12 protein-coding genes and 1 other annotated feature are annotated in these 13423 nt (G+C 26.2%); of the genes, 2 read left to right on the top strand and 10 right to left on the bottom strand.

Annotated elements, in window-relative coordinates; all coding sequences use genetic code 11:
- Positions 1-38: 38 nt before the first annotated feature.
- From I2A75_RS08115 to I2A75_RS08105, 3 genes are read right to left on the bottom strand one after another with little or no spacing between them, the layout of a single operon-like run.
- Positions 39-638: an ATP-binding cassette domain-containing protein gene (locus I2A75_RS08115; protein WP_195263975.1), complete on the bottom strand. Its 600-nt coding sequence runs from the start codon at positions 636-638 to the stop codon at positions 39-41.
- A complete protein-coding gene (locus tag I2A75_RS08110) occupies positions 631-1383 on the bottom strand; it encodes an ABC transporter permease subunit (protein ID WP_207733786.1) in 753 nt (250 codons plus the stop codon). The genes I2A75_RS08115 and I2A75_RS08110 overlap by 8 nt, the downstream gene beginning before the upstream one ends.
- Positions 1373-2368, bottom strand: a complete 996-nt coding sequence (locus tag I2A75_RS08105) for an MqnA/MqnD/SBP family protein (protein WP_195263973.1) — start codon at positions 2366-2368, stop codon at positions 1373-1375. Before I2A75_RS08105 ends, I2A75_RS08110 begins: the two co-directional genes overlap by 11 nt.
- Before the next feature lie 192 nt (positions 2369-2560).
- Between I2A75_RS08105 and I2A75_RS08100 the strand changes: the two genes are divergently transcribed.
- Positions 2561-3553, top strand: coding sequence for a DUF4003 family protein (locus I2A75_RS08100; protein WP_195263972.1), 993 nt, complete (start codon positions 2561-2563; stop codon positions 3551-3553).
- A gap of 20 nt (positions 3554-3573) precedes the next feature.
- Here I2A75_RS08100 and I2A75_RS08095 read toward each other — a convergent pair whose 3' ends face one another.
- The 6 genes from I2A75_RS08095 to I2A75_RS08070 form a co-directional block, all read right to left on the bottom strand.
- Positions 3574-4515 (bottom strand): ribonuclease Z, encoded by a 942-nt coding sequence (locus I2A75_RS08095; protein WP_195263971.1) that lies wholly within the window; start codon positions 4513-4515, stop codon positions 3574-3576.
- Positions 4516-4723: 208 nt separating this feature from the next.
- Positions 4724-5431 carry a purine-nucleoside phosphorylase gene (deoD, locus tag I2A75_RS08090; protein WP_195263970.1) on the bottom strand — a complete coding sequence of 236 codons (708 nt, stop codon included), beginning with the start codon at positions 5429-5431 and terminating at the stop codon, positions 4724-4726.
- Positions 5432-5908: 477 nt separating this feature from the next.
- Positions 5909-7207 (bottom strand): folylpolyglutamate synthase/dihydrofolate synthase family protein, encoded by a 1299-nt coding sequence (locus tag I2A75_RS08085; RefSeq protein ID WP_195263969.1) that lies wholly within the window; start codon positions 7205-7207, stop codon positions 5909-5911.
- A 2-nt stretch (positions 7208-7209) separates the two neighbouring features.
- Positions 7210-8004 (bottom strand): ATP-grasp domain-containing protein, encoded by a 795-nt coding sequence (locus tag I2A75_RS08080; protein ID WP_195263968.1) that lies wholly within the window; start codon positions 8002-8004, stop codon positions 7210-7212.
- Positions 8001-8894, bottom strand: coding sequence for a RimK family alpha-L-glutamate ligase (locus I2A75_RS08075; RefSeq protein WP_195263967.1), 894 nt, complete (start codon positions 8892-8894; stop codon positions 8001-8003). Before I2A75_RS08075 ends, I2A75_RS08080 begins: the two co-directional genes overlap by 4 nt.
- Before the next feature lie 28 nt (positions 8895-8922).
- A complete protein-coding gene (locus I2A75_RS08070) occupies positions 8923-9168 on the bottom strand; it encodes a hypothetical protein (protein WP_195263966.1) in 246 nt (81 codons plus the stop codon).
- Between the two features lie 273 nt (positions 9169-9441).
- On the opposite strand from I2A75_RS08070, the gene I2A75_RS08065 reads away from it, so the two are divergent.
- Positions 9442-9873, top strand: coding sequence for a hypothetical protein (locus I2A75_RS08065; protein WP_195263965.1), 432 nt, complete (start codon positions 9442-9444; stop codon positions 9871-9873).
- 184 nt (positions 9874-10057) lie between these two features.
- Here I2A75_RS08065 and I2A75_RS08060 read toward each other — a convergent pair whose 3' ends face one another.
- Positions 10058-12700 carry a valine--tRNA ligase gene (locus I2A75_RS08060; RefSeq protein WP_195263964.1) on the bottom strand — a complete coding sequence of 881 codons (2643 nt, stop codon included), beginning with the start codon at positions 12698-12700 and terminating at the stop codon, positions 10058-10060.
- 358 nt (positions 12701-13058) lie between these two features.
- Positions 13059-13281: a binding site (T-box leader), on the bottom strand.
- Between the last annotated feature and the right edge of the window lie 142 nt (positions 13282-13423).

Below are 13423 nucleotides of genomic sequence, written 5' to 3'. Positions count from 1 at the left end.
AAATATTATATAAAAAAAGAAGCATGATCACACTTCTTTTACACTTTAATTATTTCTTTTTTTACTGGTTCATTTTTTAATAATATTATTTTATTTGTAAATTCCATTGCTTCATTTATATCATGGCTTATAATTATAACTGTTTTCTTATTATCGCAAAAATACTTTTTTATTAGTTTAATAATATTTTCTTTATTCTCCTTATCTAATCCTTTAAAAGGTTCATCCATAATAAAGATATCCCCATCATATATTACTGCTCTAGCTATGTTAACCCTTTGCTTCATACCTCCACTTAATTCATGAGGATATAATTCTTTGCAATTTAATAGATTCATATTTTGTAATATATCATTAATTTTTATTTTTCTTTCATCTTTATTTAATTCATTTTTAATTACAATATCTAAATTCTTATATATATTTTTCCAAGGTATTAATCTATTTTCTTGAAAAACAACACTAACCTTAATTCCACTTGAAATTAATTTATCTTTTATATATTTTATTAAAGTGCTTTTACCTATACCTGATTCACCCATTATAAAATTTACATTATTCTCCTCAAAATCTATAGAAAAATCATCATACAAAACTCTATCATTAAACTTTATGTTTATATTATTAAAGTTAATCAACTATATATCTCCCACCCTTAATCAACTTGCTTGTAAAGTAAATAATTATCTTATCAGTTATATAGCATAATATAGCTACTATAATTATCCACGCAAATATACCTGATGTATTAAAATTAATTTTTTCACCTTGAATTGCAGTTCCAATTCCATACAATGGTTGCCCATAAACTTCTCCTGCTATAACCACCTTTAGTACTAAAGAAAATGTTGAGGTTGCTATAGATGAAATACTAATGATAATTGATTGAATATGTACATTTAAAAGTTTGTCTAAAAAATTAACTCTAAAAGTTTCAACCATATCATTTAATTCACTATTTCCATTCAAAATTGAATTCACAGTTGTTTCATATATTATAGGAAATGAGATAATTATTCCTATTAAATAAGGTGCGTAATTCTTATTTAGCCAAATTAACGCAATCAATATAAAAGCTATTGTTGGTATAGATTTTAATATTGAATTTATTGGATATAAAAAATTATATGCAAATTTATTGAATCCTGAAACTATTCCTAAAACTATTGCTATTATTAAAGCAATAAAAAAGCTTATAATCCCTCTTAGCAATGAGTTGCTTATATTTAATAAAAAATTATCTTCTTTTACTATTATAAAAATTTCATCTATTATCTCACTTATTTTAGGCAAGTAAATAGAATTATTAATTCTATTTGATAAAAATATCCATATCGCTACTATTATAAGTAGCGATATAAATATAATCTTTTTATCCTTCATAGAAGAAGTCTTCACCTGGTATATTTTCTCCTATTGATTTCGGGTTTTCACTTTCTAAAATTTTAAAATAATTTATATAGTCTTCTTTACTATCTCTTGCCTTTGAAAAGTTTATATTACTATTGTTTATTGATTTCTCTATTATAGAAGCTTCAACCTGTGATCCATTTTCTACTGAATAATCTGCAGCTTCTTTATTGTTTTCATTTACCCATTCAATAGAACTATCTACTTTATCTATAAAATCGTTAAGAAAATCCTTATCATTATTTATTATCTCTTCTTTTACTATTATACTTGCTTGTGGAAATCCTTTTTCATTATCAAACCTTTCTTTCCATAAATCATTTAAACTAGCTATTATATTTATATTAGGATTTTTGCTTAGTATAGTAGTTAATGCTGGTTCAGGAACGACTGCAAATTTAGCTTTACCACTCAATATTGCTGGCGCTAACTCAGTGGATCCACCAACATAACTTAAGGTTACATCATTTAATATTCCACTTTCTTTTAATAAAGCTTTAAAAACTATATCAGGAGTTAGACCATTGCCTATATTATATATTTCTTTTCCTTTAATATCGCTAAAATCTATTTTCCCTTCAGTTGAAATTAAATATAGAGCTCCATATCCAGTTGTACCAACTAACTTATAACCTAGCCCTTTATTATAAGCTTGTGCTGCTAGATTAGATGGAACTATAGCTATATCCGGTTCTCCTTTCATAACTGAAGTTGCTAATGTATCTGATGTGTTTTCTATATAGTAATTAATTGAATAATTATCGTTAACTTGCGTATTTTCTTTTATCAATTTTGATATAGCTGTAGATGGAACTCCATTAGGGACAACTATTGATATTTCTTTTCTTGCTGTATCTTGAATTACATTTTCATCCACTTTTGCTTTACAGCCTGTAAACATTAAGAATATAGCTGCTATAAAGAAAAGGCTTAATTTGATTTTATTGCTTCTTCTCATTTTATCTACTCCTTCATCTTTTACTATATATTACCATTATATCATTAATCTTGATATACTCAAAACCAATAAAATCAATACTAACACTTCTTTATATGTTATTTTTTATTATATAAAATAGATTTTAATATCGAAATAATATTATTTTATCTATATAATATTATTATAAAATTTTGAAAGGAATGAAAATTTATGATAGAAAATAAAATTGAATTACTAATCAAAAATAGTAATAACTTAGAGAATGTAAAATCTACCTTTGGTATGGGTACATTTAAAAAATGTAATGCACTAAATTTAACATTACGAAATATTGAGGCAAATGTAGAAAAGATTAATAACTGCATAGATATAATTAAGAGTAATTCCTCTATTTTTTCTAACTTTAGAGGAAATAACCTATTAACTACTGCGGTTAATTTATCTATGCAAACTAATCCTGAAGAAAGCTTTAATGATATTATGATAATATATGACAAATTAAAGAATCATTTCTTCAACAATCAGTTTTTAGTTTTAGCTGCTCAAATAATATACAATTACAAAAATACAAATGATATTGATTTAATAGTTATAAATACTAGAAAAGCTTATGATACTATGAAAAAAAATCATTTATTTTTAACTGGCCAAGATGACATTTGTGCTGCAGCTCTCATTGCAACAACTTCCAATAACTTAGAGCAAACATTTATAGATATGGAAGAATGTTATAATATTTTAAGAAATAATGGTTTTTTTGGTGGTAATAATCTTCAAGCTTTATCTCATATACTATCACTTTTTGAAGGGTTTCCAGAGGAAAAATGTAATAAAGTTATTTTATTAGATAAAGTTTTAAGGAATTACTCTGTTCCTTTAAAAGGTTATTCTTTGCCAATTTTAGGAGTTGCAGCTGTTGCTAATACTGATTATGAAAAATTTGCTACTGACTTAAATTCAATAAATAATTCCTTAAAGAAACAACATGGATTTGGAAGCTTTACTTTAGGCCGAGATGTTAGAAATATGATTATAGCTTCTTTACTTTCATTAGAATCTATAGAAGATAATAATTCTTTAATAAAAGAAAAATTAATAGAGACAACTAACAATATATCTTTAAATATAGTTATTGTAATGCAAATAGCAGCAGCAACCGCTGCCACATCTGCAGCAGCAGCCGCTGCAGCTTCAAGTAATTAACTTTATCAAAACCTTAAAGCTTATTCTGTAAACTTTAAGGTTTTTGTTATTTCATCTTCACCAATTATTACATCACTAAATGCTTCAGTAGCATTTTCTAAATACTCGTTCGGATTTAACATAGCAGGACTAAAATGAGTTAAAAGCATTTCTCTTACATCACCATTCTTTGCTAAGCTAGCAGCTTCTCTAAAAGTCATATGTTTATTTTTTATAGCCTTTTCAATATCATTGTCATCTCCATAAGTACCTTCGCAAACAAACAAATCACTATTTTTTATAAAGCTAGCAATACAATTTGTTGGTCTTGTATCTGTAATAAAACTTATTTTAATACCTTTTCTTTCTTCTCCTAAAACCATTGTATAGTCATATTTAAATCCATCATAAATTACTTCTTCTTCTTTTTGCAATCTATTCCACAAGACTTTAGGCACATTATTTTTAGTAGCTTTTTCTACATCGAATTTCCTTTTTCTTTTGAAGTAAAACCCATATCCTAAACAAGCTGCTGAATGTTCAAGTTCTATAGTTTTTAAAATTAAATCACTTTTTTCACTTATATCTAGTTCAATCAAATCCTTTTTCACATTAAAATATAATTCATTAGGGTTTTCTATTATATTTAAATCATAAGGTAAATAAGGTGCAATAACTCTAAGATTATTTACTACATTAGTAATTCCTATTGGGCCAATTATGGTTAAAGGATTCTCTCTTCCGCTATTTCCTATAGTTGAAAGAAGTCCTGGAAGCCCAACAATATGATCACCATGGCAATGAGTTATAAGTATTAAATCTATAGCCTTAAATCCAAGACCCATTTTTCTTATTGCTACTTGTGTCCCCTCACCACAATCTATTAATATTTTTCTACCTTTATAATTTATAAATAGTGAAGATAAATTTCTATTTGGCATTGGCATTCCTCCACCACATCCTAATAGCGATATATCAATCAAATTAATCACCTTCTTTTCTAATAAACTTGTAAATTTAAAATTTATATTTTTAATAATTTTTATCTTAATCAATAACTTAATACCTATATTATTATTTATCATATTTTAAACTTATACTCTAAAATATAGCCTTTATTTATTAATACATATAAATTAATAAAGACAGTAGAGTAACTATCTACTGTCTTCACTTAAATTATATAAAAAATTATTTTGCTAGTTCTAAGGCTATTTCCATCATATCAGTAAAGCTTTCTTGTCTTTCTTCAGGACTAGTTTCTATTCCTTTAAATATATGATCAGAGATTGTTAATATAGCTAATGCTTCAACTCCAAATTTTGCTGCTAATGTATAAAGCTCTGCTGATTCCATCTCCACAGCTAAACAACCGTAATCAGCCCATAATTTTATTCCTACATTAGTATCATCGTAGAATAAATCTGAAGATAAAACATTACCAACTTTAATGTTTAATCCTTTTTCTTTTCCTTTGTTATATGCTTCTAATAAAAGATCAAAATTTGCTGTTGGTGCATAGTCCATACCTTGAAATCTTCTCTTATTAATTGCTGAGTTTGTTGAAGCACTTTGTGCTAAAACTATATCCCTAACATTAACATCTTCATTCATAGATCCTGCAGATCCAATTCTAATAAGTCTCTTTGCTCCATAAAATTGAATTAATTCATTTACATATATAGAATGTGATGGTAATCCCATTCCTGTTCCTTGTACAGATATTCTTTTTCCTTTATATGTACCAGTATAACCATACATTCCTCTAACTTCATTATAACAAACAGGATTTTCTAAATAATTTTCAGCTATGAACTTAGCTCTTAATGGATCTCCTGGTAATAATACTGTTTCTGCTATATCTCCTTCATTAGCCATTATGTGTAAATGCTTTGCCATATGTTAAAAGCCTCCTTAAATTTATAATTAATAAAATACTACCATATTTCTAAAAACAAATAAACCTCTTCATTTTAAAATCTTATTATTGTTATATTTATTATTAAAAATAAAATAATTTTTACTCTTCACCATATATTATTCTGCCAATTTACATAGTTAAATTAAGAATTATCCTCATTAATGATATGTATTAAATTGGAGATTTTATTATAATAATAAACTACAATTCTATTATATAAAAATCGGAAAGTTAATACATGTCATTAAGTTTAATTCACAATTTATAACAAAAGTGTAATTAATAAAATTAATTTTACTAATTGCGCTAAAATCCTACTTCATTTCCTATCACAGATGTTCTACTTAATGAATATACTCTCCAAGTAGCAACTAATTTATTTAAATTTAAATACTTATCTGTACCTGGGGTAGTTGTTGGTGGGTTTACTGGAGGATTTATTGGTACTTCTAACCTTATATATTATTAAGTTTCTTTCTTATTTCTCCTATCATATAAAGTGAACCAGCTGCAACTATTAAATCATCTTTTTTTGCTTTATTTAATGATAGTTTTATTGCATTGTCATAATCATCAAAAGCAATACAATTATTGTTATATTTTAATACTACTTTCTTTAGCTCATTTGCACTAGCTGCTCTTATTGAATTTGCAGTAACAGTGTACACTTCAGTAGCTACTGGTGCTATTATTTTAACCATTTCCTCGACATTTTTATCTGCTAAAATTCCAAGTATTAAATATATATTTTTATATTTAAAATACTCTTCTATATTTCTTTTAAGATATTCTATACCTGAAATATTATGAGCCCCATCAATTACTATATATGGATCTTTCTTTAAAACTTCAAGTCTTCCTTTCCATTTAACACTTTTTACGCCTTTATATAATTTATTAATATTTACCTTTATACAATTTAAATTTTGAAGCTCTTCCAATGCTTTAATTGCTAAAGATAAATTAATTATTTGATGTTTACCAAGCAAACCTAAATCTAAAGTATATGTATTATTATTAAAATTTACTGAAACTCTTTGATAAGGAATATCATCATTTACTATTTCTAATAAACTAAAATCATTTGAATCTACAATAGTTAATTTAGATTTTGTTAATAATGCTTTACTTCTAATAATATCCATAGCTTCATCTTTTTGATTACAAGTTAAAACTGGAGTAGATTCTTTTATTATTCCTACTTTTTCACTAGTTATTTCTTGTATTGTATTTCCCAAAATATTTGTATGATCTAAGCTTATAGAAGTTATTATTGATAAAATTGGTGTAATTACATTTGTTGAATCCAGCCTTCCTCCAAGTCCTACTTCTATTACTCCAAAATCAACTTTTTTTCTATATAAATATAAAAACATAATACATGTTAATACTTCAAATTCAGTAGGATGTTTATATCCTTCTTCCACTACTTTATTAACATATGGCTTTATTTCTTTTAATAAATATACCAAATCTTCTTCTGGTATATTTTCATCATTTATTCTTATTGTTTCTTCTATTTCTTCTAAATGTGGAGAATTGAAAAATCCTACTTTATAACCATGTTCAATTAAAACTCTACCTAATATAGAGGATGTTGATCCCTTTCCATTTGTTCCTGCTATATGTATAAGCTTTAACTTTTTATGCGGATTTCCAAGTAATTCTAATAGCCTTTCTGTACGTTCTAACCCATAATTTGAACCTAATACTCTTAGCTCCTCTAAATATTTTAATGTTTTTAAATCTTTCATATTTATTTCATTCCTTTAACGCTGTTTCTTATATGTTCTAAAAATAATTCCATAGTATTATTTACACCTAAATGACTTAACATCCTACTTCCAACCGCATCTTCAAATTCATTGAATAATATTTCACCATTTTCTAAAAGTAAGAAATCAATTCCCCCAAAGTCTATATCTATATTATTTAGTATCTTTTCTAATATCTCCTTTTGCAAAGATGAATATTTATATACTTCAACATTGCCACCTCTTGAAAAATTAGATAAAATTTCATCTTCTTTAGGAAGCCTAATTACTGAATTAACTATTTTATTATTTATTATATAAAATCTTATATCCCCAACATAATCCTCAATAAAATCCTGATAAACATTTTTATTAAAATCTAAGGAATCAAAACCCTTTAATATATTTATACCTATTCCACCATGTCCATTTTTAGGCTTTTCTATTATCTTTTTATTTCCTTTTATATCCTCATTACTTCTATAAATCTTTGGATATTTAATATCTAAAGTATCCATAAAATTATATGCTTCTAACTTATCATTTCCAAGCCTACAAAAATTAAATTTATTAAAAACTCTTAATCCTAATGATTCTAAATTATAAGTTATTTTAAAATTTCTAGATCTATTTATAGCAAATTTATATTTTGAATTTACAATTTTGTAATCTATATCTTTTGTTAATATAAGTTCCAAATCTAAATTATATTTTATTCCATCTTCTATTAACCAATTTATATAACTTTTATTTTTTTCTACATCTATTTCATCATAAATAACTAACCCTTTTATCATAAACATTCCTCTAATATATATTTTAATATCTCTGCACCAAAGCTTTTTCCCCAAAGTTCTTCAAAACTTAAGAAGTTTAAATTTGAATTTACCTCACATAATATAGGCTTATCATCTTCGCCGAATAATAAATCGACACCTGAAAAATCTAACCCTAATACATTATGAGCTTTTAATGCAATCTCTTCTTGTTCCTTAGTTAAATTTATTAATTTACCTTTTCCACCTTGAGATATATTAGCTCTAAAATCTTTATCAGATTCCCTAAGCATAGCCCCTATTACTTTATTTCCTATGATATTTACTCTTATATCTTTTCCATAACTACTTTTTATATTTTCTTGTATAATAAAGTCTACATTTCTTTTATTTAATTCTGTAACCTTTTTAATAAACTCTTCTTTATTTTTTATTAAATATACTTGCATTCCAAAAGAACCCTTTGATTCCTTTATTATTACATCCTTTCCAAGCTCATCAAAACATTTTACTAAATAATCTTCATTATTTAATAAGTAATCAAATATCATTGGTGATAATATTGTTCTTGGCATTTGTATATCATTATTAGAAAGTTCTAAATGCATTAACCCCTTATGATCACAGTATTCAATAGATTTACTTGAATTGAAGACTTTAAATCCCATCTTTTCTAAGTGCCTTGCTAATAATACATATTTGTCCCAAAATATAATAAATCTTGGGCTTTCAAGCTCTTTTAAACATAAAAGCTCAGCTTTTCCATCATTATTATATGTAGGTATTATCTCTGTATTTTTAACTGCCTGTAATCTTATATTTAACTTTTCTCCTTCAGTTACTAAAGATTTTACAAGCTTATTTATTTTAGGAATATTTAACGTTCCATTATAAATTATCCATCCTGTCATAAGTAATCCACTCTTTCTATACTAATATTTATTTAATGCTTTCGCCTTTTTTCCATAACTTCTTGCCTAAAAAATACCCAATTATAATAAGTAAAACATTTATTATAATTGTAATAGTTATTAAAAATCTATTTATTATATTTATTTTATTTATCATTACTACTGGTATAAATATCAAATAAAATAATACTAATAAACTTACAATTAAATTTCTTATAAAGCTCTTTTGACCTAATGATTTAAATGGCTGCCACCATATATTAAAATCTTTCATTTTTATATCTCCTATTTTTTCATGATTATAAATAATTCTATCCTTTTAATGTATAATGTAAAATTTATATTATTTTTAAATTACTTTAAAAAGCTTTTGAATTCATCATAAACTATACGTTTTTAATTGTATAATAACTATTAATTACCCTACTTTTATCACTTTTAATTTTTTTTGTCAATATTACATCTTAGTTTATTGCTTTTTATTAATTGAATTTTATATTAAGGTACTTTACAATAATAAATATAAAACCTAAAGAAGGAGCTTATTATGAACAATTTAAATGAAGCATTAAAGTTAAATTTAGATAAAATATCTATTTTTGAAATAGATGAAGAAAAGTTAATAGAACTTAAGTCTTACGATTACTATATGCAAACAAATTTTTATTTTTGGTTAATTACTAAGATAAATTATTTTGAAAATGAAAAACTTTATGATGAGTTAGCATATGCTCATTACTTAATGTCTTACTTTATTTTTATTATCCTAACACCTTTATCATATGAAGATTTAGCATTTAATCATATTAATAAAGCATTAAAATATAAAGATGAACTTAAATATAAAGAATGGCTTCTTATTTTTTCAACCCTTCCAAATAACTTTATAAAAACATATGATACAATAAAAATTGCTGAAGAAGTTATTGAAAAAGATCCAAGTAGTACTTTAGCTAATACTATATTACAAATGTTTTAAAAACACTAAAGGCCCTAGCTTAAGCTAGAGCCTTTAATGCCTTTTATCTTATTAAATCTTTTATCTTAAATATTATAAACCAAATACTCTAAATTAGAAACAAAAATTTTCTTTAATAATAAAATAAATTCTTTTAATGTTGTATAGCAATGAATATTATTTTAATATCTAAAAATAATATATTCTATTTTAAAGTATCTATTCTAACTAAAACTGCATTAAGCATTTCTTGATATTTTTCTCTCTTTTCTTTTTCACCATCAATTACAGCTTGTGGTGCTTTAGCTACAAATCCTTGATTAGATAGTTTTTTATCTATTCTTTCTACTTCGCCTTCTAACTTTTTCTTTTCCTTATTTAATCTTTCAAGTTCCTTTTCCTTATCTACCAAATCTAAAAGTGGCATAAATAATTCTCCACCTTTAACAACTAGTGATACTGCATTTTCAGGAACCATAGTTTTATCATCTATAAATGATACTTCAGATGCAGATGCTAACTTTTCTATATAGTGAACACCAGAAATAAATGCATCTTTTGCTTCACTTGTAGCATAGCTAATTACTTTAGCTTTTCTTGATGGTGGAACATTCATTTCAGCTCTTACGTTTCTTAAACCCTTTATAGCTTCAATTATAAAGTCCATATCCTTTTCAGCTTTTTCATCAGTTAAACTTTCATTGTATTCTGGCCAGTTTGAAACTACTATTGAATCACCATCTGTTAAAGTAGTATATATTTCTTCAGTTATAAATGGCATTACAGGATGTAATAACTTAAGTCCAGTTTTAAGAACATCATTTAAAACATTATAAACTATACCTTTTTGTTTTTCATCTTCGCCATATAACACGCCTTTAACTAATTCTATATACCAATCGCAGAATTCTGTCCACATGAAATCATATACCTTTTGAAGAGCAATTCCAAGTTCATATTTTTCCATGTTTTCAGTTACTTCTTTAATTAAAGTATTCATTCTTGAAAGAATCCACTTATCAGCTAAGCTATATTCTTTGCAATCAGCATACTTTTCCATTACTTCTTTATCAAGATTCATCATAACAAATCTAGAAGCATTCCACATCTTATTTGCAAAGTTTCTAGCAGCTTCAACTCTTTCTGGAATATATCTTATATCATTTCCTGGAGAGTTACCAGTTACTAGCATGAATCTTAAAGCATCTGCTCCATATTCATCAATAACTTCTAATGGATCAACACCATTTCCTAGAGATTTACTCATTTTTCTTCCTTGAGAATCTCTTATAATTCCATGAATTAAAACTGTATCAAATGGAGTTTTATCCATATTGTGTATTCCTGAGAATATCATTCTTGCTACCCAGAAGAAGATAATATCATATCCTGTAACTAATACATTTGTTGGATAGAAGTATTCAAGGTCTTCTGTTTCATTTGGCCATCCTAAAGTTGAGAAAGGCCATAAAGCTGAGGAGAACCAAGTATCTAATACATCTTCATCTTGATGCATATGTTTTGATCCACACTTAGGACAAGTTTCTGGTGCATCTACTTGAACTACAATTTCTCTACAATCATTACAATACCAAACTGGAATTCTATGTCCCCACCATAATTGTCTTGATATACACCAATCTTGAATGTTTTCCATCCAATTGAAGTATATTTTATCAAATCTTTCTGGAACAAATTTAGTTTCATTATTTTTTACTGCTTCTATAGCTGGTTTAGCTAAAGATTCCATTTTAACATACCATTGTTTTGATATTATAGGTTCAACTACAGTTCCACATCTATCATGTGTTCCTACATTATGATTATGTGGTTTAACCTTAACTAATAAGCCTTGTTCATCTAAATCACTAACCATTTGCTTTCTAGCTTCATATCTATCTAAACCTTGATATTTTCCACCTAGTTCATTAATAACACCATTATCATCCATAACTCTTATTTGAGGTAAGTTGTGTCTAAGTCCTACTTGGAAGTCATTTGGATCATGAGCAGGAGTTATTTTCACAGCACCAGTTCCAAATTCAATATCTACGTAGTCATCACCAACTATAGGAATTTCTCTATCTGTTAGTGGTAATTTTAATGTTTTTCCTATAAGATGTTTGAATCTATCATCATTTGGATTTACAGCAACTGCTGTATCTCCAAGTAAAGTTTCTGGTCTTGTTGTCGCAATTTCTAAATGTCCACTGCCATCAGCTAATGGATAATTTATATGCCAGAAGCTTCCTTCTTTTTCTTCATACTCTATTTCAGCATCTGAAAGTGCTGTAGTACACTTAGGACACCAGTTAGTTATTCTATTTCCTTGATAAATTAAGCCTTCATTATATAGCTTAACAAAAACAGTTCTAACTGCTTTATTTAGATTTTCATCCATTGTAAATGCTTCTCTTGAGAAGTCACAAGAAACTCCCATTTTCTTTAATTGAGTTCTTATTGTATCTCTATATTCATCAGCCCATTCCCAAACCTTTTCTAAGAATGCTTCTCTTCCCATTTCTTTTTTAATTAAGCCTTCTTTTAAAAGTTCATTTTCAACCTTAACTTCAGTTGCAATAGATGCATGGTCTTGTCCTGGTAGCCATAAAGTACAATATCCTTGCATTCTTTTAAATCTAATAAGCATATCTTGAAGTGTATTATCAAGAGCATGACCTAAATGAAGCTTTCCAGTTATATTTGGTGGTGGCATAACTATAGAAAAAGGCTTCTTATTTTTATCGATTATTGGTGTGAAATATTTTTTTTCTTCCCAAAGTTTATAAATTCTTTCTTCGAACTCCTTTGGATTGTATGTCGTTGCTAAGTTTTTCTTTTCAGACATCCTTTTTGCCTCCTTTTTTATTTTATATAGACTAAAAGCTAATACCCTAAATTTACTTATATTAAAGTTAATAAAACTATATTAAATAAAAAAATTAAAGTATTTATATAATTTGAAGGTTCATATAAAAATTTATTTATATTTATTAATTAGTTATATTAACACTAACATATCAAGATAATTAACAAATTTCATTATATGTACTAAATGGTAATAAAGTATTTATATAATTTGAAGGTTCATATATTTTAGATTCACATAATTAATTTATAAATTCACTTTTGTAATTTAGAAATAAAACAAAATAGTTTAGTATATCTTAATATTTATTTTTAAGCAATAAAAAAAGCCCTCATCACAAAAGGACGAAGACTCGCGGTACCACCTTTTTTCTTAATACAAAAAAATTATATTAAGCTCTTTATTTATTAACGACTAAGAAAGCCGCCTTTACTTACTTTAGTTCAGTAAAGATGCTCAAAAGCTACCTTCGGGATACTCAAATATAGAAGGCTTTCAGCCTGTGACCTTCATTCTCTTTATATATTGTATTCCTTACTCCTCTTTATCATTGCTTTTATAATATGATTTTGTAAGGCTATCTTATAATATATTATTATTTTTGTCAATATTGTCCTTATAATAAAGTCATGTACCACCAGCTTAGCTGGTGGCTTGATTAAGCCCTATAAGGGCATGATACTGGCGGCACTACTCGTGCTC

The sequence above is a fragment of the Clostridium sp. 1001275B_160808_H3 genome, assembly GCF_015550425.1.
In the GTDB taxonomy this organism is placed as follows: Bacteria; Bacillota; Clostridia; order Clostridiales; family Clostridiaceae; genus Clostridium.
The sequence above is the reverse complement of the archived record's forward strand: the minus strand, read 5'-3'. Positions and strand labels throughout refer to the sequence as shown.

What these genes read in the sequence shown, in the direction of transcription:
- I2A75_RS08110 (WP_207733786.1), bottom strand. Translation starts at nt 1,383, where the DNA reads ATGAAGGATAAAAAGATTATATTTATATCGCTACTTATAATAGTAGCG.
- I2A75_RS08105 (WP_195263973.1), bottom strand. Translation starts at nt 2,368, where the DNA reads ATGAGAAGAAGCAATAAAATCAAATTAAGCCTTTTCTTTATAGCAGCT.
- I2A75_RS08100 (WP_195263972.1), top strand. Translation starts at nt 2,561, where the DNA reads ATGATAGAAAATAAAATTGAATTACTAATCAAAAATAGTAATAACTTA.
- deoD (WP_195263970.1), bottom strand. Translation starts at nt 5,431, where the DNA reads ATGGCAAAGCATTTACACATAATGGCTAATGAAGGAGATATAGCAGAA.
- I2A75_RS08085 (WP_195263969.1), bottom strand. Translation starts at nt 7,207, where the DNA reads ATGAAAGATTTAAAAACATTAAAATATTTAGAGGAGCTAAGAGTATTA.
- I2A75_RS08080 (WP_195263968.1), bottom strand. Translation starts at nt 8,004, where the DNA reads ATGATAAAAGGGTTAGTTATTTATGATGAAATAGATGTAGAAAAAAAT.
- I2A75_RS08075 (WP_195263967.1), bottom strand. Translation starts at nt 8,894, where the DNA reads ATGACAGGATGGATAATTTATAATGGAACGTTAAATATTCCTAAAATA.
- I2A75_RS08070 (WP_195263966.1), bottom strand. Translation starts at nt 9,168, where the DNA reads ATGAAAGATTTTAATATATGGTGGCAGCCATTTAAATCATTAGGTCAA.
- I2A75_RS08065 (WP_195263965.1), top strand. Translation starts at nt 9,442, where the DNA reads ATGAACAATTTAAATGAAGCATTAAAGTTAAATTTAGATAAAATATCT.
- I2A75_RS08060 (WP_195263964.1), bottom strand. Translation starts at nt 12,700, where the DNA reads ATGTCTGAAAAGAAAAACTTAGCAACGACATACAATCCAAAGGAGTTC.